Below are 20,303 nucleotides of genomic sequence, written 5' to 3'. Positions count from 1 at the left end.
AAAGTGTAACAGAATTTTTTTGTAACACATTGTTATAGCTAAAGAGTATTACAAAATATGCGTAAAAGTTACAAAATTACACAATATTGTTCTGACGATGTCACCGTTAAGGCACGCGATATTAAGTACCAGGGCTTTTTTCGTATTGATCAATATCAAATTAAACATAGATTATTTAATGAACAGTGGGGAAATTTAATTTCTAGGGAAGTTTTTGAACGTGGTGATGCTGTTGTGTTAATTCCGTACGATTCGGTTAACAAAAAATTATTATTAATAGAACAATTTCGCCCTGGTGCAATTCGAACTGAGCCTTGCCCTTGGTGTTTTGAATTTATTGCCGGTATGTTTGCCGAAAATGAAAGCCCAATAGATGTAGCTATTAGAGAAGCAGAAGAAGAAGCAAACCTTACTGTTGATAAAAGCCAATTGCGCCATGTCATGAATTACTTGTCAAGCCCGGGGGGGACAAGTGAAAAATTATACATGTATGTAGCTTTAATGGATCTTTCTAATGTAGTTAACGGAACGATTTCAGGTCTTGAAGAAGAAAATGAGGATATAAAGTCACATTTAATGACTTTAGATGAAGCCCTTTATTTATTAAATGATGGTAAAATCAATAATGCATCAACAATTATCGGGTTACAGTGGCTGGCATTAAATCATAAGCTGCTCGTTTAAATTTATTATCAGTATAAATTATTGGATATCTATATAAATGGCTAAATATCGCCCCAGTTTAAAAGGGCTTGATCAATCGTTTGAGAAAAACTATATGCTATTAACCCGCTTATTAGGGGATATAGATGAGGTTTCTGATGAGCGATATTTTTTTATCACCGATGTACTTGAATATAAAGTAGCTATCATAGAGAAAACTAAATATACCCATTTAGTCGAGTTTAAACAGCTTATTAGCCAAGCCGAATCTTTATCTAGCAAAGTACACTTGCCAAAGCCAAGCATGACGATACGCATTTATCATGATGCTCGTCTAGCTGAAGTCATAGAAAACCAATATATTAAACAAATTAAACCTCGATATGATTACCCCAATCAGGAAATGCACTTACCTGATGAAAAGCAGCAAACTCAACACTTTCTCACTGAATGGCTTCACCTATGCTTAACTGAAGGTAAAGCTAATATACAAGTGAAAATAAAATAGTATTAAAATATAAAAGCTAAAATATCCATGAATCATGTAACTATCGCCCAATTTTCTGATTGCCATTTGTTTTCGACAAAAGATGGTATGCATTATGGTCATAATGTTTTTACAAATTTATCTAGAGTACTTGCACAGCTTGCTAATATAGATTATTTGCATGCTGCAATCTTTACCGGAGACCTAACTCAAGATCATAGCGTTGCATCTTATCAATTATTTAACCAAGCTGTTATTGAGAGCAACCTTAGTTGTCCTGTTTATTGGTTAGCGGGAAATCACGATGAATTTCAGTTGTTAAGTGAGCACCTAACCGCAAAAAATATTCAACAAGACAAAAATATAATAATCAATGATTGGTGCTTACAGTTAATCGATTCTAAAAGTTCAACTCCGGCAGGTTTGGTAAGCGAAACACAACTAAATAGAATTCGAAATATCAGTACGGAAAGTGAAAATACCTTAATTTTCATGCATCATCACGCTATTGATGTTGACTACTTTATTGATAAACATGGTCTTAAAAATCAGATGGAATTTTGGCGAGCAGTTAGCCAAAATAGCTCAATAAAAGCAATTTGTTGTGGTCACATACACCGAGGCTTAAATATAGCCGAAGATGATCTACATTCTGCACCACTATACACTTGCCCTGCTACGTCTATTCAATTTGACCCTAAAGTTGATAGTGTTGCCGCGTTAAATATAGGGCCTGGTTATCGTTTATTAAAGTTGTTTTCTAATGGTCGTATAGAAACCTCCATTAATCATTTATCAAAATAAATAGTTAGCAGAATTAAAATGAAGAAAAAAATACTGGTGATCCATGGTTTTAACAGCTCACCACAATCTCTAAAAGCACAAATTACAAAGCAATATATACGACAATACTTTCCTAATGTTGAGGTTATTTGTCCGCAATTATTATCAAATCCTAATGCTGCAATAAAGCAATTAAGCAATATTATTGAAGAAGATTTGCAATGCCAGTGGTATTTGACTGGCTCATCTCTTGGCGGTTATTTTGCAACCTACTTATCTGATAAATACAATTTTAAAGCTGTACTGATAAATCCTGCAGTAAAACCTTATGAATTATTAGAAGATATTCTTGGTGAGCAAACCAACCCATATACCAATGAAGTGTATCGAGTAACTGTTGAACATATGCAGCACTTAAAGAAATTTGAAATAGATAAAATTAACGCAAAAAACTTTTTAGTTATGGTACAAACAGGTGATGAAGTGTTAGATTATCAACAAGCAGTTGATAAATACCAGCAAAGCCAACTTTGCGTACAACAAGATGGCGATCATAGCTTTATTAACTTTAGCAAAATGCTACCCGATATTGTTAATTTTTTTCAGCTAAATAAACCGAACAGTTAACTTGATTCAAATGGTTAACTAAAGTAAAAATATAAACGTTGTTATCGAAAATAAAATAACTAGAAGAATTCATGACTGATCAATATAACTCCGAATCCATTGAAGTATTAAGTGGCTTAGATCCAGTACGTCGCCGTCCGGGAATGTACACTGATACCATACGTCCTAACCATCTTGGTCAAGAGGTAATCGATAACTCTGTCGACGAAGCATTAGCCGGCCATGCCCAAAATATTCAGGTTACCCTGCACGAAGATCAATCATTAGAAGTTATTGATGATGGTCGTGGTATGCCTACTGATATACATCCTGAAGAAGGTGTACCTGGCGTTGAATTAATATTTTGCCGATTGCACGCAGGTGGTAAATTCTCTGGTGATAACTATCAGTTTTCTGGTGGTTTACATGGTGTAGGTATATCCGTTGTAAATGCATTATCTAACCGTGTTGAAGTTACTGTTAAGCGAAATCAACAAGTGTTTGAGATGGCTTTTGAACATGGCGAAAAAGTTTCTGATTTAACTGTTGTTGGTGAGGTTGGTAAACGCAACACCGGTACTAGAGTTCGTTTTTGGCCTGATGCCAGTTATTTTGATTCGCACAAATTCTCAGTTTCTAAACTTATTCATATTTTAAAAGCGAAAGCGGTACTTTGTCCTGGCTTAAATATTAAATTTAATGACAAAGTCTCTAACACTAAACATCAATGGTGTTATGAAAATGGTTTAAAAGATTACTTAGTTGAAGCACTAAAAGATAATATTTGTTTACCTGATTCACCGTTTATTGGCGCATTTTCATCGAAGCATGAAGTTGTAGATTGGGCTGTGTGTTGGTTACCTGAAGGCGGTGAAAGTGTTGGTGAGAGTTATGTTAACTTAATTCCTACCATTCAAGGTGGTACCCATGTAAATGGATTGCGTCAAGGCTTGCTCGACTCTATGCGAGAGTTTTGCGAATTTAGAAACTTAACTCCGCGCGGTATAAAATTAACCCCTGATGATATCTGGGATAAATGTTCATATATCCTCTCGGTAAAAATTCAAGACCCGCAATTTGCAGGACAAACTAAAGAACGTTTATCATCACGTCAATGTGCAGCCTTTGTCTCGGGCGTAGTAAAAGATTCATTTAGTTTATGGCTCAATGAACATACAGAAGTTGCGGAAGCACTTGCAGAATTTTGTATATCGAACGCGCAACGTCGATTGCGAGCTAGTAAAAAGGTAGTTCGTAAAAAAGTAACACAAGGCCCAGCCTTACCAGGAAAGTTAACCGACTGTGGTTCTGCCGAGCCTGAACGTACCGAATTATTTTTAGTCGAAGGTGACTCTGCTGGCGGTAGTGCTAAACAGGCTCGTGATAGAGATTTTCAAGCGATTATGCCTTTACGCGGTAAAATCCTAAATTCTTGGGAGGTCGAATCAGGGCAAATTTTAGCGTCGCAAGAAATTCATGATATTTCTGTTGCTTTAGGGATTGATCCTGACTCGGAAGATTTATCAACGTTAAGATATGGAAAAATTTGTATTTTAGCGGATGCCGACTCCGATGGTTTACATATTGCCACATTACTTTGTGCTTTATTCACCCAGCACTTTTTACCATTAGTGCAAGCTGGTCATGTATTTGTTGCCATGCCACCTTTATATCGTATTGATATTGGAAAAGAAGTTTACTATGCCTTAGATGAGCAAGAAAAAGATGGCGTGCTTGACCGAATTGAAGCTGAGAAAAAGCGCGGTAAAGTTAACGTACAACGATTTAAAGGTTTGGGTGAAATGAACCCATTACAACTTCGTGAAACCACTATGGATCCAAACACCAGACGTTTAGTACAACTTACGGTTGATGATTTTGATGTAACTATGGAACTGATGGACATGTTGTTATCGAAAAAGCGCGCTGGCGATCGAAAAGAATGGTTGCAAGATAAAGGAAATTTAGTCGACTTTGACTGATAAATTAAAACTTTAGTAAATATTAGAGCCCTAGGCAATCCCCGTATTGCCTAGGCTCCAACTTCATATATATCCCCAATTACACTTTTTTTACAAATTAACACTATTTACATACAGACAACATCTGATTAACAACTATACTAGTTAACAAGTTTAGTTAATTCAGTGAGTTATTTAATAAATTCGCTGAAGGTTAAAGTAATAATAAAAAGGTAATGTTGATGAAAAAATTATTTGTAATACTCACCGCTCTAGTTTTATCCGCTTGTTCAGCTACCGGTGATACACCAGCCGAACAAAAATCTGCAATTGCAGCTATGAATAACCAAGTAATTGCTGACGTAGAAAAGGCAAGCCCTGGGGCTATGGCCCACATCAAGTCTGCTCCAGGTTATGCAACGTTTAGTAATGCCCAAATTAATCTTATTTTTGTTGCCGCTGGTGGTGGTTATGGTGTGGTAAATAATAATCAAACTGGCGCTAAAACCTATATGGATATGTATGAAGGTGGTCTAGGTTTCGGCCTAGGCGCTAAAGACTTTAGAGCGGTGTTTGTATTCAATACTGCCAAGTCGATGAATATGTTTGTTGAAGAAGGTTGGGCTTTTGGCGCTGAAGCAGATGCTGCAGCTAAAGCTGATGAAAAAGGTGGTGAAGTTGGTGGTGGTGTTACTATTGGCGATATAACGGTATACCAGTTAACTGAAACTGGCTTAGCATTACAAGCCACTGTTAAAGGCACCAAATACGTTAAAAATGATGAATTAAATTAATTCAAGATTAATCGAAATATTGAAATGGTGATCATGAAAATGGTTACCATTTTTTACTTCAAGGATGAAGGAATGCAAACCACCATGGATGGTTTTAGGTTTGTAATACTCAGGGAAGAGCTATATACAGAAATGCCAGGGACCGCTCATTAACATCCATGTTAGCGCGGCATATACAATATCCTTATTGAAAATGGCGTATTTTCTGTTTTACTTCAAGGATGAAGGATTGCAAACCACCATGGATGGTTTTAGGTTTATAATACTCAGGGAAGAGCTATATGCAGAAATGCCATGAAAGGTTTATCTTCTGCAGTGCTAAAATTTTATAACAGTTATTAAAATTTGAAGGTTATAAATGAAGTATATTGTTTTATCTCTAATATTAACTTTATGGGCTTGTACAAGTTCAGGACCACCTGCGGGTCATCAAAGAGCTGAGATATTAAATATACGTGATTCAACTATTGCTCAAATTGACAAAGTTGAACCTGATTTAATTCAAAAATTAAGGGCCGTTTCTGGCTATGCTATATTTTCAAATCAAAAAAATAACAAAATTAAACTGCCAGAAGGTCTAGGTGTTGGCGTTATTCATAATAATGTTAATGGTGCTAATTATTACTTGCTCGCAGATACTGAATTGGTGAGTAAACCAAATAGTCGATTCATCGTGTTGTTTTTAAATGATGCTGAAATACAAAGTTTTATCACTTATGCCAAGATTATTAATGATAAGAGTTTGATGGATTTACATCCTAGAATCAGCTTAAATGCAAGAGCAATCAAAATTTATCAAGTTAACATAGACGGGCAAGCTACATTAATCTCTGTTGAAAGTGCACGATTTTGGCAAAGTGACAGGTTAAATTAGTCACTATTTATTATTTCAGAGTTACATTTAAGAAACATAACACTAACAAATCTACTGATCTTAATTTTTCAATAAAATTTATAATTACCTTATACATTTAGGATAAAAAAACAATCTAAAAAGTAAGGTGCTTTATGAAAACAATTTTTTCACTATTCATTGCTATTGCTATTGCTATTGCCGTTTCCGGTTGTTCATCTATTGCTGATACAAGATACTCAATGGCTAATAATCATATGAATCAAATCAGTAATATTGAAGAAATTAGCCCAGGGGCATTAACCGAAATTAATGATGCGCCAGGATTTGCAGTATTCAGTACTGCAGAAGTTAACCTATTGGTTGTATCTACCGGGACTGGTCATGGTGCGGTTTATAATAACGAAACTGGTGAAAGAACTTATATGGACGTATTTGAGAGTGGCGTTGGTGTAGGGATCGGCGGTAAAGATGTAAATACAATTTTGGTATTTAATACCATAGAGTCTTTAGAAAAATTTACCGAAGAAGGCTGGATTTTTGATAATGAAGTTGATGCAAGCGGTAATGGCTCTATTGTAAATGGAGAGGAAATTGGCGATATAACTCTATACCAATCAACAAAAACCGGCGTAAATTTACACGCTATGTTGAAGGGTACTCGCTTCTCCAAAAGCGAACATTTGAATTAACTTAGAGCTCTATAAACAGTTCACCGTCATCCCGTGATGCTTTTACACGGGACCTCCTTGAGCATACTGTGGTCTATCGTTTAAAGGCTTGTTATATCCGAAACGAGGTTGCGGCCTCGGTAATTGCTCCATGCATTACTCTACCTACGTGCATCCTGCACTAGTTCGCCGCAATGACGGGGTTAATTGTTTCGAAACATTGCATTATGAAAATACTATTTACTGAATCAGTTCAAGCCTAGATTTGTAGTACAATACGATACAGTACACTTATTTCGAGGCTGAAAATGATTACACAAGCTGATAAAACCCTCTGCCATATATCTATTGGCACCAATCAATTACAACAAGCAACAGTATTTTATGATGCATTATTGCCTATCTTAGATATTGATCGTGTGGTTGAGCATGAACAAGCAGTGGCCTATGGTAAAAATGGCTACCCAACATTTTGGCTGCAAATTCCTTTTGATCAAAATACAGCTACGGTTGGAAACGGCTCACATATTGGTTTTATGGCTACAAATAAAGCACAAGTGCAAGAGTTTTATCGTTCAGCTTTAGCGCTTGGTGCAACTTGTAATGGTAAACCTGGGCCTAGAAGCGAATATGGTGAACCATATTATGGCTGCTTCGTAGTAGACCTTGATGGCCATAAAATTGAGGCAAGTTTTTGGGATGTGGAACTTGCCGAGAAAATATACGGTAAAAAATAGCGTAATTCATAATTTATTCACAATTTCTATTTTGTGTATATCAAAATTGCGATAAAGTAGTTATATAACCAAGTTAATTATAATAATAACAAACTAGCTAGCAGATTGTACTGCCATTAAAGGGAACACTATTCGTTATGTCTGATGCGATCGAATTGAGTTTAGATGGGATTGAACAACTCCCACTTAGACGATTTACTGAAGATGCCTACCTAAACTACTCTATGTACGTGATCATGGATCGAGCCTTACCACATATTGGTGATGGTTTGAAACCTGTGCAACGACGGATCATTTACGCAATGAGCGAACTCGGCTTGCATGCCGGAGCTAAATATAAAAAATCAGCCCGTACAGTCGGTGATGTGTTAGGTAAATTTCACCCACATGGCGACTCAGCTTGTTATGAAGCTATGGTATTAATGGCCCAGCCTTTTTCATATCGCTACCCATTAGTTGATGGTCAAGGTAACTGGGGTGCACCAGACGATCCTAAATCGTTTGCCGCAATGCGTTATACCGAATCGAAATTATCAAAATTTAGTGAATTACTATTATCTGAGCTTGGCCAAGGCACTGTTGATTGGTCACCAAACTTTGATGGCACGATGAAAGAGCCAAAAACACTGCCGGCTCGTTTACCTCATATTATGCTTAATGGCATTACCGGTATTGCTGTTGGTATGGCAACAGATATTCCTCCGCATAATGCCCGTGAAATGGCTAATGCTTGTGTACATTTAATTGAACAACCGAAAGCAGAATTAAGTGAATTACTTGAGCATGTTCAAGGGCCAGATTACCCTACTGATGCAGAAATTATTACTCCTAAAAATGATATTGAAAAAATATATCAAACAGGTCGTGGTAGCATCAAAATGCGTGCGGTCTATGATGTCGAGCAAGGTGATGTTGTTATCACCGCATTGCCTCATCAAGCCTCTGGCGGAAAAATATTAGAGCAAATTGCCGCACAAATGACTGCCAAAAAACTACCAATGGTAGTTGATTTGCGAGATGAGTCTGATCATGAAAATCCAACACGATTAGTGATCATACCTCGTTCAAACCGTGTCGATATTGAACAATTAATGCAGCACCTTTTTGCCACAACAGACTTAGAAAAAAACTATCGTGTTAACTTAAACATGATAGGTTTGGACAATCGTCCAGCGGTTAAAAATTTAAAACAAATCTTAGCTGAATGGATTGAGTATCGTCGTGAAACTATTCGCAGAAGATTACAATATCGTTTAGATAAAGTATTAGCTCGTTTGCACATTCTAGATGGTTTATTGGTTGCTTATCTAAATATTGATGAAGTAATTGCGATTATTCGTGAATACGATGATCCTAAAGCGGAGTTGATGAGCCGCTTCTCATTAAGTAAAACGCAAGCAGAAGCAATTTTAGAAATAAAATTACGCCAATTAGCAAAACTTGAAGAGTTTAAAATCCGTGCAGAGCAAGATGAATTAGCGACCGAACGTGATTGGTTAGAGCTAACATTAGGCTCTAAAGCGCGGATGAATACGCTAATGAAAAAAGAAATTCTAGCTGCTGCAAAAGATTATGGTGACGATCGTCGCTCGAAACTGATTGTACGTGGTGAAGCTAAAGCACTAAACGAAAAAGATTTAATGCCATCAGAGCCTGTAACTGTTGTGGTGTCTGAAAAAGGTTGGGCAAGAGCTGCAAAGGGTCACGATATTGATGCACCAGGCTTAAGTTATAAAGCGGGCGATGAATATTTATGTTCAGCCAAAGGACGGAGCAATAGTCCCGCAGTATTCATAGATTCTAGCGGCAGGGCATTTGCCACCGATGCGCATACCTTACCTTCTGCAAGAAGCCAAGGGGAACCATTAACTGGTCGTTTCAATTTAACTGCCGGTGAAACCTTTAAGCAAGTGGTGATGGCTAGCGATGAGCAAAAATACTTATTAGCTTCTGACAGCGGTTATGGTTTTATTGGTAATTTTACTGATATGGTTTCGAAAAATAAAAACGGTAAAGCATTATTGAGCTTACCTCAAGGCGCTCATGTTTTAACGCCAGTAGAAGTTAATGATATTGACAACCAGTTATGTCTTGCCATTACGACTGAAGGAAGAATGTTATTATTTCCGTTAAAAGATTTGCCACAGCTAAGTAAAGGTAAGGGTAATAAAATTATTGGCATCCCTACTGCGCGTGCAAAAGCTCGTGAAGAATATGTCACTATTTTGAATATTATTGGTTTGGATGATCCAATAACGCTCTATGCTGGTAAGCGTAAATTAACGCTTAAACCGAGCGATTTAGAACATTATCGAGGTGAGCGAGGCCGTAGAGGGAATAAACTTCCTCGTGGTTTACAACGCGTAGAAAGCATTACAGTTGGCGCTGAGTCTGATACTTAATAAAATCTCATAATTTACCCATTTAATACCCCTGAAATATTTCTATTTCAGGGGTATTCTACTTTTGGGAAGGAAGAGTGGAATTCAATTAGCTTGGTTACTACATTGAATTTAGCAGTCTTAACTAATTGTGTGTATAATTGCGCCCTTATTCTGTTTTATCGATTTTTATGAGGCACAACGTGTTAGCAGCTGTTCGTATTTTATTAGTAACCATTGCACTTTTAGTGATTTGTACTGTATCAATTTTTATGTGTATGTTAATACCGTTTAACCGCAATAAAGCACATTATACGGCTAAGTTTGTTGGCGCATTAGCAAAAATTTTTGGTATTGATGTCGAGATCAAAATGCCAAAAGAAATAGAAGAATTAGGTCCTGTTGTCTATGTTGCTAATCATCAAAATAATTATGACATTTTTACAGTAAGCGCTAGCTTACCTAAACGCACAGTAAGTGTTGGTAAGAAGAGTTTACGTTTGATCCCATTTTTTGGGCAAATGTATTGGTTCACTGGAAATATTTTACTTGATCGAAATAATCGCTCTAAAGCCCATGGCACCATTTCTGCGACAGCCGATAAAATTAAAGAACGAAAAATTTCGGTATGGCTCTTCCCTGAGGGAACGCGTAGTTATGGCCGTGGTTTGTTACCTTTTAAAACCGGAGCTTTTCATACTGCAAAGCAAGCTGGCGTTCCAATAGTGCCGGTATGTGTCAGTAATACTCACAATATGGTTGATTTGAACCGTTGGGATAACGGTAAAATGATAATTGAATTTATGGATCCAATTAACATCGATGAAGGCTCCCGTGAGTCAATTCGTCATATTGCTAATAGTACCCATGAATTGATGCTTGATAAAATTACTGATATTAGTATTGAAGCGGGCAACGAATTAATTAATGTAGAAACAGCAAAAGCAGGATAAACAGATGACTGAGCAAAGCGACGTAACATTAAATGAAGCAGAGTTAAACGAATTACAAGAGTGGTACGCGCACACAGAAGCGTTAGTAAATGAGTTACTTGAAGATGGCTCAAACGATGAAGCAATGCATACTATTGAACATCACTTTGCCAGTTCAAGCTTTGAAGTTCTTGAGTCTGCTGCAATTGCTGCTTTTAAACTGGGTTTAGAAGTAGAAGAGCCAGAAGAAGCCGTATTAGAAAATGGTGCCCGTGTTTTTGCGTTTGACATTACAACTGAACAATATCTCGATGAAGAAGATATCAAGATTGAAACCAAAGCGATGTTTGAACTGGCGAAAAAGTGTAATGTAGATTACGATGGTTGGGGAACTTATTTCGAAGAATAAGTCTTCCTTATTCACTAAAATAATTGCGAGGGTATTATGGATTGGATAGCTAAGGTATTTCAACCACAGATATTGGCATTATTAATTCCTGTAATAGCCATTATTGCTATTTTTGGTAATAAAGCATTGAAAGCTCATCATCAACACCTAGAACGTATGGAAAAGATACGTAATGGTATCGACCCTGATGCAAATGAATAAATTTTTCCACAAAATAGAATATATACCTTCCTTTGTTATTCTGCATATAGTTCATCCGTGAACAAAAAAAAGCGCAACTAAGCGCTTTTTTTGTACTTTTTATATGTCTCGTTCTAAAATATGTTCACACTTTTAGAACTTTTAGAACTTTTAGAACTTTAAAACGAATATTCTAAACCGACAATTAATAGAATATCGTCATTTTCAGGCAGCACGTTATTTTCATCTGGAATAGGATCTTCTACTCGATCAATTATCGCTTTTAATTCAATATCAAAATCTTTAACAACTTCAATATCAATACCTGTCTCTAAATGATGAATTACTGAGCCAGACTCTTCACTAACAAATTTTGCATTATATTGAAATACATATTCAATATCGTCGGTTATATCGCGTTCATAATTAGTACCAATAATTAAAACTGGTGTAGTGTCATCTTCTTTTTCATCTACAGCAACTTGTTCAAAAGTTGTATATTGAACACTTGGACCAGCGTATACATCCCATTTTGAATCTGGTTCGTCATAAATAATATAACCAGCGGCGACACCTAAAGTGACTTGGTGCTCAATATTGGTAAACTCATTGGTGTAGTATTCAAAGCTGGGTAAACGGAAAAAGTATTCTCTTGAATAATACCAATCGTATGAAGCATTGAAACGATGGTTTTCTTCTGTTTTAACTGTTTCACCCGTGTCAGGGTCTTCAACTTCAGCAAAAATTCCAGTGTAATTTAGCATCGTTCTTGATGTTGATGTCATTCGTCTGGCGTTGGCCTGCAGGGTATAATCAAAACGCTCTGAGTTACCACTTTTAAAATTCATACCTAAGCTTATATTACCATCCCATAAACTCTCATCACTATGCTCTGATGCAGCAACGGTTAATAAGGTACTTCTTGGAATTGATACTTCTGGTCTATCAATAAATGACACTTTGTCTTCAGTGACAATTAATTGTCCTTCATGGATCTCATCATTATCCAGTCGAATACTCATTACATCTTTTGATCTAAGCTGGGCGATGTCTTTCATTTTAATGGTAACAATACCAAATTCATCACTATCAAACTCGACTTCATCTTGATACATGGAAATGATATCACCAGCAACTAGCTCACCATTTTTTAGCAATATCCAATCAAATTCTTTCGGGACAGTAGGAACATTAATTGGCCACTCTGGTGCTACTGAGATTTCTTCTGCATTAGCTAAACAAGGCAAAGTAGTACTTGCCATAGTCGCAAATAATATAGCGGAAGAGAGCTTGGATTTTAATTTCATATTAACTACGGATTAATCATTATTATCAAGGTGTATCAGACTACTATAACTTGAGTGAAGGCAAAAAAAAAGGCCAGTATAAAACTGACCTTAATTTAGCTGTTAGAAGTAAACTAGACGTTATTCACTAGTAAATTACAGGTTGGCAATCGTCTGTTTTTGTTCAGCTAATTTCGCTAGCATAGATTCAGCTTCGGCTAGTTTTTCTTGCTCTTTAGCTATTACCGCAGCAGGTGCTTTACTAACAAAATTATCGTTGCTCAATTTACCACGAGTACGAGCTACATCTTTTTCAAGCTTTTCAACCGCCTTACTTAAACGCGCTAGCTCCGCTTCAACATCAATTAAACCCGCCATTGGAATAAGCACGCTCATGTCACCAATTACCGCAGTTGCCGAAACTGGACCATTATCATTGTCAGACAACACTTCAATAGACTCAAGTTTAGCTAGAGCGCTTAAAAATGGCTTGTTATCTTGTAAACGACGAGCATCTTCTGCATCTACACCCTTCAGGAAAACTGGTAAGGGTTTACTCGGAGCAATGTCCATTTCACCGCGGATATTACGAATAGCAATAATGAAACTTTTTACCCATTCTAAATCGCTAATCGCTTGCTGATCTAGTTGGCTTTCATCAAATTGTGGGAAGCTTTGTACCATAATGCTGTCTTCACTGAAGTTAGCATTAGTAAGGGGTACAACACGTTGCCAAATGGTCTCGGTGATGTAAGGCATGATTGGATGCATTAAACGAAGTAATGCTTCTAAAACGGTAACTAGAGTATGGCGAGTGCCACGTTGTTGCGCATCATTACCTTTAAACAATACCGGCTTAGTTAATTCTAAGTACCAGTCACAGAACTGATTCCAAGTAAATTCATATAATGCTTGTGAGGCTATATCGAAACGGAAAGAATCGAATGCTTCATGCACGGTTTTCACTGTTTGTTGAAATTGCCCAATGATCCAACGGTCAGCAAGAGATAACTCCATCTCACCACCGGCTACACCACAGTCATGCTCTTCAGTATTCATTAATACATAACGGCTGGCATTCCATAATTTATTAGTAAAGTTACGGTAACCTTCAAGACGTTTCATGTCCCAACTGATATCACGACCAGTTGATGCACATGCTGCTAAAGTAAAGCGCAATGCATCAGTTCCGTGGGCTTCAATGCCTTCAGGGAACTCCTTTTTGGTTAACTTAGTAATTTTTTGTGCAAGCTTTGGCTGCATCATATTACCAGTACGTTTTTCCAGTAACTCTTCTAAACCAATGCCGTCGATCATATCTAATGGATCGATTACGTTGCCTTTTGATTTACTCATCTTATCGCCATTTTCATCACGAATAAGGCCAGTTACATAAACCTTTTTAAAAGGTACTTGTGGTGTGCCATCTTCATCTTTAACAAAGTGCATGGTCATCATTATCATGCGGGCAACCCAGAAGAAAATAATGTCAAAACCAGTTACTAATACATCAGTAGAATGGAATTTCTTCATCGCTTCTTCGTTATCTGGCCAACCCAATGTTGAGAAAGTCCAAAGTGCAGAAGAGAACCAAGTATCTAATACATCATTATCTTGAGACAGTGTTACTGAGGTGTCTAAGTTATTATTAGCGCGTACTTCATCTTCGCTACGGCCTACATAAACACGGCCAGTATTGTCATACCAGGCTGGAATTCTATGACCCCACCAAAGTTGACGAGATACACACCAATCTTGAATATCACGCATCCAAGCAAAGTACATGTTTTCATATTGCTTAGGAACAAATTCAATATCGCCATCTTCAACCGCTTTAATTGCTGGTTGAGCTAATGTTTCTGCACGCACGTACCATTGATCAGTAAGTAATGGTTCAATAACCACGCCAGATCTATCACCAAAAGGCACAGTTAAATCATGATCTTTAACTTCATCTAATAGACCAAGTTCTTCAAATTTTGCCACAATCGCTTTACGAGCAACAAAACGGTCCATACCGGCAAACTCTTGCGGAAGTGCAGGACTGTAAGCGGTAGAAACTTCACCGTTGTTGGCATAAATTTCAGCTGCAGATAAAATATTCGCATTGTTATCAAAAATATTGATTAGTGGTAATGAATGACGTTTACCAACTTCATTATCGTTAAAATCATGGGCAGGAGTGATTTTTACACAACCCGTACCTTTTTCAATATCAGCATGTTCATCGCCAACAATTGGAATTAAACGATTTACTAATGGCAATAAAATGTTTTTACCAATTAAGTCTTTATAACGTTCGTCATCAGGGTTTACTGCTACGCCTGTGTCGCCAAGCATTGTTTCTGGACGAGTGGTTGCTACAACAATGTAATCCTTACCATCAGCTGTTTTAACACCATCAGCTAGTGGATAACGGAAATGCCACATGTGGCCTTTTTTGTCTTTGTTTTCAACTTCTAAATCTGAAATTGCAGTGTGCAATTTTGGATCCCAGTTAACTAGGCGCTTGCCACGGTATATAAGGTCATCTTCATATAAACGTACGAATACTTCTTGTACGGCATTACTCATGCCTGCATCCATAGTAAAGCGTTCACGACCCCAATCGATAGAGTTACCCAAGCGACGCATTTGTTTGCCTATTGTGCCGCCTGACTCTTCTTTCCATTCCCAAATCTTATCGATAAATGCATCACGACCATAGTCATGACGTGTTTTATCTTCTTCGGCGCCAATTTTACGTTCAACCACCATTTGCGTAGCTATACCCGCGTGATCTGTACCTGTTTGCCAAAGGGTAGATTTACCTTGCATACGTTGATAACGGATTAAAGTATCCATGATCGTTTGTTGAAAGGCATGGCCCATATGGAGGCTACCCGTTACATTAGGTGGTGGGATAGCAATACAGTAGCCATCACCTTCGGTAGTAGGACTAAAATAACCTTTCTCTTCCCAAGAAGAGTAAAGTGTTTGTTCGATATCAGCAGGATTAAATGTTTTTTCCATGGTCTTCTATTTATTTACGCAGCTTGTACAGCCGGAGTTGCGCTTACATTAAAGCCAAGTTGTTGATATGCACGATATCTCAACCTAGCTAATTTTTTTAGCGCTTCGTCTGTCGGTACAAAGTCGATGATTTGTGAAAATTGACTGGCAAAGCTTGGTACTTGGCTAGACAAATTAATTAATATATTTCGGTTGTTCGTTGGCGCTTGCCAACTTATTTCAACGGGTGAACCACTATGTAAACCTTCACCAGGTAAATTATGTGGTACAAAACTGTTGGCATCAAACGCCCACAATAATTCATCAATTTTGTGCGCCATTTGTTGGTCATCACAAAAGATAAAAACCCGTTTATTTTGGCGATAAAAACTTGCTGCTTTTACACAGGCCAAGTTTAAATAGCCAGACAGGTGATCTTGTTCACTTTCAATGTCGCTGTTTGCGTCGAGTAAATTGAAGAAAACCTGACTTGTCATGTTATTCGCCTTGCTCTTGACCACTTCGGTTTAACAAGAACTGGGTAAGCATGCTAACCGGGCGACCTGTTGAGCCTTTATTAGCCCCGCCACGCCATGCAGTACCGGCAATATCTAAGTGAGCCCAATGATACTTTTTAGTAAACTTGGATAAGAATAAGCCTGCAGTAATGGTACCTGCTGCGCGCCCACCTAAGTTAGTAAAATCTGCAAACGGGCTGTCTAGTTGATCAGCATAGTCGTCCCATAATGGTAAACGCCAAGCTCTATCGCCACTTTGGTCTGAAGCATTTAATAGCTCATGAGCAAGCGGATTATGAGAACTTAATAAGCCAGTTGCATGCGCACCTAAAGCAATAACACAAGCACCTGTTAATGTCGCAACATCTACAACAAGCTCTGGTTCGAAACGTTCAACATAAGTTAATGCATCACAAAGAACTAAACGACCTTCGGCATCTGTATTTAATACTTCTACAGTTTGGCCTGACATTGTTGTTAGTACATCACCAGGACGATAAGCGTTAGCATCAGGCATGTTTTCACAACCGGCTAATACACCAATAACGTTAATTGGTAAATCTAGTTGCACTAATGAATTCATTGCACCTAGTACACCAGCTGCGCCGCCCATGTCATATTTCATTTCATCCATGGCTTCGCCTGGTTTTAATGAAATACCACCTGAGTCAAACGTTAATCCTTTACCGACAAGAACGATAGGTTTTGAGTCATCACCAGCGCCATTGTAGGTAATTACGCTCATTAAAGATTCGTTCACACTACCACGGCCCACTGCAAGGTATGAGCCCATTCCTAAGCTTTCCATTTCAGCTTCATTAACGACATGAGTATTTACTTTGTCATTGTTAGTCGCTAGCTCTCGAGCTTGCTCAGCAAGATACGCTGGATTACAGATATTAGGTGGTAAGTTAGCTACGTCTTTACATACTTTGATACCAGCAGCAATGCTTAAACCGTGGTTTATTGCACGCTCACCCATAGGTAATTCACGACGAGTTGGCACATTGAATACAATTTTACGAAGCGGACGACGTGCTTCTTCTTTACGAGTTTTTAAGCTATTAAAGCTGTATAAACAATCTTGAGTGGCTTCAACTGCTTGACGTACTTTCCAGTAAGTATCACGACCCTTTACATGAAGTTCAGATAAGAAACAAACTGCTTCCATTGAACCTGTCTCATTAAGAGTGCTGATTGTTTTACTAATAATTTGACGATATTGGCGTTCATCGAGCTCACGTTCTTTACCACAACCGACCAACAAAACGCGTTCGCTAAGAATATTAGGTACTTGATGTAATAATAACATCTGACCTGATTTACCTTCTAGATCACCGCGACGCAATAGGTTAGAAATATAACCACCACTGATCTCATCAAGTTGCTCAGCTACAGCTGACAAACGACGTGGCTCATACACACCAACTACGATGCAGGCACTGCGTTGTTTTTCTGGGCTGCCACTTTTTACACTGAACTCCATGAACACTCCTATTTATACTTACTTTATGTTTAATTGCTTGTTTTTGGCTTATTTGTCAGTTTCAACTTGCTAAAATCTGCCTTTAGCAGATAGACTAAATAAGGCCTTTCGTTTTTATTCTGGCTGTTTAGGCTATTATTATAGCTAGATTCAGCGCTGTTGCATTTTGATTACTAATCGTAGCCAAAATTAATTATATATAAAAACGGTAAGTTTACTCAAAAATTGCCCAGTTGTCAGAAAAAAACTAAGTTTTTTGGATTAAATCAGTGATTATTTTTCGATATTTGTTAAATGAAGTAGGCAGAACACAACTAGGTGTTTTCTTTGTGTTGATGACCATATTCATTAGCCAAAAATTTGTGCGCATACTTGGCGATGCTTCCGATGGTGACTTCCCTGCACAAATGGTTTTAACCTTTATGGGGCTGACTATTCCTCACCTTATGGGCATCCTTTTACCGCTTAGCCTTTTTCTTGGTATTTTACTGGCTTATGGTCGTATTTACGCTGAAAACGAAATGACCGTGTTGCATGCCTGTGGTGTTAGTGAGTGGTATGTAGTTAGAGTGACGCTGGTCATTGCATTTATCACCGCAGTTATTACTGGTGCATTCACTCTTTACCTTTCTCCTTTAGCCGCTGAAACCGAGTATCAAGTAAAAGAACAATTATCTAAAGATGTTGGTATTGCTGCATTGTCGGCGGGGCGATTCCAAAAAACTAACAACGATGAAGCCGTAGTATTTATAGAAAAAATAAATGAAAATAATGAATTAGAAAAGGTCTTTGTCGCACAACTCCCTAAGAATGATGATGGTATGCAAGATCAAGTCAATGTTATTTATGCAGCAAAGGGCAAGGTTATTGAAGATGAAAGTGGTGCCCATCGGTTAATTTTAGACATGGGTAACCGTTATCAAAAAAATAATATAAATAATAAGTTTCAAACGCTATCTTTTGCTAATTATGAAATGCAAATTAAAGATCAAAAAGTAGAAGAACGTTTACGTAAGTTAAGTGCTATTCCGACCCTGCAGCTATTGAGTAACCCTTCTCATGAAGCTGCTGCTGAAGTGCAATGGCGTTTTTCATTTCCAATCTCTGTATTTATTTTAACGCTAATTGCAGTACCGTTAAGTGTTGTTAATCCAAGGCAAGGTAAATTTGCCAAAATGTTTCCTGCGCTATTGTTGTTTTTAGGCTATTTCATCTTGTTGACTAGCGCTCGATCGGCCATGGATGACGGTAAAATTGCTGTTGAGGTAGGCTTATGGCCAATTCATTTAACCGCTCTATTTTTAGGCTGGTCTTTACTGATAAAAAGCCGAGGCAGTGGTAAACGATTAAAAGCCAAAATGTCTAGGAGCAAAACCTAATGCGTATTTTAGATATTTATATTGGCAAAATAATCGCAACTACAACTTTTTTAACTCTCGCAGTTTTAGTTAGCGTAAGCAGTATTATTAAGTTCGTCGAGCAAATGAGAGCGATTGGTCGTGGTAGTTATGATTTGCTCGATGCTGCTCTATATGCTTTCTATGCAATGCCAAGAGACATAGAAATATTCTTTCCTATGGCCGCGCTAGTTGGCGGTTTAATTGGTTTAGGCATGATGGCCAGTAATAGTGAATTGGTGGTAATGCAAGCGGCTGGTTTATCAAAAATACAAATAATTAAATCAGTGATGAAAACCGCGGCTATCTTGATTTTAATGAGTATGGCGGTGGGTGAGTGGTTAGCTCCGCAAGGTGAAGCTACGGCTAGAGAGTTAAGAGCGCAGGCGATTTCTGAGGGAAGTTTAATATCTTCCAAAAGTGGTGTTTGGGCTAAAGATGGCGAACTTATTGTGCATATTACTGAGGTAGCTGACACGGGTACTTTAAAAAACATATCGTTGTATAAGTTCGATCAAAACCTACAAATGCAGCAATGGTTAACCGCAAAAAGCGCAAATTGGGTAGAAGACCATTGGTTATTGCATGATATTAAAGTTTCTGATTTCGCAGAGCAACGTATCAATAATACCAATGAAAGCACTAAAGAATGGAAATCATCACTCACCCCGGAAAAGTTGGGTGTAGTAACGGTAAAGCCTGAAGCGTTATCAGTGCAAGGATTGATCAGTTACTTAGATTATTTAGAAGAAAACAACCAAGATACTAGCCGTTATGAACTAGCATTTTGGCGCAAGCTGATGCAACCAATTACTGTCGCGGTAATGTTATTAGTAGCTTTGTCTTACATCTTTGGACCACTTCGTTCTGTATCCATGGGGGCCAGAATTATGATGGGCATAGGTACTGGTATTGCTTACGATTTTGCTAACCGTATGTTTGGCTCTATTAGTCAAACATTTCAGTTACCACCAATTATTGGCGCAGTACTACCAAGTTTGTTATTTGTAATGGTGGCGGTGTATTTGCTAAGACGCAAAGCTTAATAAATTCTTTTTGGAGTCACTGCGCGCGTCAGTAGGTCCCTGATGTCGCTTATGCTCCTCAAGGATGACAGCGTTCTTTTTTAGAGAGTAGTTTGGGCTGCATTTCGCTTAGTTTAGCAAGT

At 37.8% G+C, this 20,303-nt stretch carries 19 protein-coding genes; 15 read left to right on the top strand and 4 right to left on the bottom strand.

Annotated features, from left to right (window positions below):
- Positions 1-57: 57 nt before the first annotated feature.
- The 13 genes from RGQ13_RS16000 (at position 58) to RGQ13_RS15940 (ending at position 11,478) form a co-directional block, all read left to right on the top strand.
- Positions 58-684 (top strand): NUDIX domain-containing protein, encoded by a 627-nt coding sequence (locus tag RGQ13_RS16000; protein WP_348390743.1) that lies wholly within the window; start codon positions 58-60, stop codon positions 682-684.
- 37 nt (positions 685-721) lie between these two features.
- Complete coding sequence (locus tag RGQ13_RS15995; RefSeq protein WP_348390742.1) at positions 722-1,171, top strand: DUF1249 domain-containing protein; 450 nt, start codon at positions 722-724, stop codon at positions 1,169-1,171.
- 27 nt (positions 1,172-1,198) lie between these two features.
- Positions 1,199-1,954: a metallophosphoesterase gene (locus tag RGQ13_RS15990; protein ID WP_348390741.1), complete on the top strand. Its 756-nt coding sequence runs from the start codon at positions 1,199-1,201 to the stop codon at positions 1,952-1,954.
- 18 nt (positions 1,955-1,972) lie between these two features.
- Positions 1,973-2,560 carry a YqiA/YcfP family alpha/beta fold hydrolase gene (locus RGQ13_RS15985; protein ID WP_348390740.1) on the top strand — a complete coding sequence of 196 codons (588 nt, stop codon included), beginning with the start codon at positions 1,973-1,975 and terminating at the stop codon, positions 2,558-2,560.
- 71 nt (positions 2,561-2,631) lie between these two features.
- Entirely contained in the window at positions 2,632-4,521 is a 1,890-nt protein-coding gene (gene parE / locus RGQ13_RS15980) for a DNA topoisomerase IV subunit B (RefSeq protein WP_348390739.1), read from the top strand.
- A 215-nt stretch (positions 4,522-4,736) separates the two neighbouring features.
- Positions 4,737-5,294 carry a lipid-binding SYLF domain-containing protein gene (locus RGQ13_RS15975; RefSeq protein WP_348390738.1) on the top strand — a complete coding sequence of 186 codons (558 nt, stop codon included), beginning with the start codon at positions 4,737-4,739 and terminating at the stop codon, positions 5,292-5,294.
- 358 nt (positions 5,295-5,652) lie between these two features.
- Positions 5,653-6,168, top strand: coding sequence for a hypothetical protein (locus RGQ13_RS15970; RefSeq protein WP_348390737.1), 516 nt, complete (start codon positions 5,653-5,655; stop codon positions 6,166-6,168).
- A gap of 134 nt (positions 6,169-6,302) precedes the next feature.
- Positions 6,303-6,839, top strand: coding sequence for a lipid-binding SYLF domain-containing protein (locus RGQ13_RS15965; RefSeq protein ID WP_348390736.1), 537 nt, complete (start codon positions 6,303-6,305; stop codon positions 6,837-6,839).
- 287 nt (positions 6,840-7,126) lie between these two features.
- Positions 7,127-7,555: a VOC family protein gene (locus RGQ13_RS15960; protein ID WP_348390735.1), complete on the top strand. Its 429-nt coding sequence runs from the start codon at positions 7,127-7,129 to the stop codon at positions 7,553-7,555.
- 137 nt (positions 7,556-7,692) lie between these two features.
- On the top strand, positions 7,693-9,957 hold the full coding sequence (gene parC, locus RGQ13_RS15955) for a DNA topoisomerase IV subunit A (protein ID WP_348390734.1): 2,265 nt from the start codon (positions 7,693-7,695) through the stop codon (positions 9,955-9,957).
- A 182-nt stretch (positions 9,958-10,139) separates the two neighbouring features.
- On the top strand, positions 10,140-10,889 hold the full coding sequence (locus tag RGQ13_RS15950; RefSeq protein ID WP_348390733.1) for a 1-acylglycerol-3-phosphate O-acyltransferase: 750 nt from the start codon (positions 10,140-10,142) through the stop codon (positions 10,887-10,889).
- 4 nt (positions 10,890-10,893) lie between these two features.
- Complete coding sequence (gene rraB / locus RGQ13_RS15945) at positions 10,894-11,277, top strand: ribonuclease E inhibitor RraB (RefSeq protein ID WP_348390732.1); 384 nt, start codon at positions 10,894-10,896, stop codon at positions 11,275-11,277.
- 36 nt (positions 11,278-11,313) lie between these two features.
- On the top strand, positions 11,314-11,478 hold the full coding sequence (locus RGQ13_RS15940; protein ID WP_348390731.1) for a hypothetical protein: 165 nt from the start codon (positions 11,314-11,316) through the stop codon (positions 11,476-11,478).
- 158 nt (positions 11,479-11,636) lie between these two features.
- On the opposite strand, the gene RGQ13_RS15935 is transcribed toward RGQ13_RS15940, so the two are convergent.
- The 4 genes from RGQ13_RS15935 to pepA form a co-directional block, all read right to left on the bottom strand.
- Positions 11,637-12,764 carry a DUF481 domain-containing protein gene (locus tag RGQ13_RS15935; protein ID WP_348390730.1) on the bottom strand — a complete coding sequence of 376 codons (1,128 nt, stop codon included), beginning with the start codon at positions 12,762-12,764 and terminating at the stop codon, positions 11,637-11,639.
- A 135-nt stretch (positions 12,765-12,899) separates the two neighbouring features.
- Positions 12,900-15,755: a valine--tRNA ligase gene (locus RGQ13_RS15930; protein ID WP_348390729.1), complete on the bottom strand. Its 2,856-nt coding sequence runs from the start codon at positions 15,753-15,755 to the stop codon at positions 12,900-12,902.
- 14 nt (positions 15,756-15,769) lie between these two features.
- Complete coding sequence (locus RGQ13_RS15925; RefSeq protein ID WP_348390728.1) at positions 15,770-16,231, bottom strand: DNA polymerase III subunit chi; 462 nt, start codon at positions 16,229-16,231, stop codon at positions 15,770-15,772.
- A gap of 1 nt (position 16,232) precedes the next feature.
- Positions 16,233-17,738 (bottom strand): leucyl aminopeptidase, encoded by a 1,506-nt coding sequence (gene pepA, locus RGQ13_RS15920; protein ID WP_348390727.1) that lies wholly within the window; start codon positions 17,736-17,738, stop codon positions 16,233-16,235.
- 269 nt (positions 17,739-18,007) lie between these two features.
- On the opposite strand from pepA, the gene lptF reads away from it, so the two are divergent.
- Together lptF and lptG are read left to right on the top strand one after the other, a co-directional pair.
- Positions 18,008-19,117, top strand: coding sequence for an LPS export ABC transporter permease LptF (gene lptF, locus RGQ13_RS15915; protein ID WP_348390726.1), 1,110 nt, complete (start codon positions 18,008-18,010; stop codon positions 19,115-19,117).
- Complete coding sequence (lptG, locus tag RGQ13_RS15910; protein WP_348390725.1) at positions 19,117-20,181, top strand: LPS export ABC transporter permease LptG; 1,065 nt, start codon at positions 19,117-19,119, stop codon at positions 20,179-20,181. Before lptF ends, lptG begins: the two co-directional genes overlap by 1 nt.
- Positions 20,182-20,303 lie beyond the last annotated feature (122 nt).

Origin of the sequence: Thalassotalea psychrophila (assembly GCF_031583595.1) — a bacterium.
GTDB lineage: Bacteria > Pseudomonadota > Gammaproteobacteria > Enterobacterales > Alteromonadaceae > Thalassotalea_A > Thalassotalea_A psychrophila.
The sequence above is the reverse complement of the archived record's forward strand: the minus strand, read 5'-3'. Positions and strand labels throughout refer to the sequence as shown.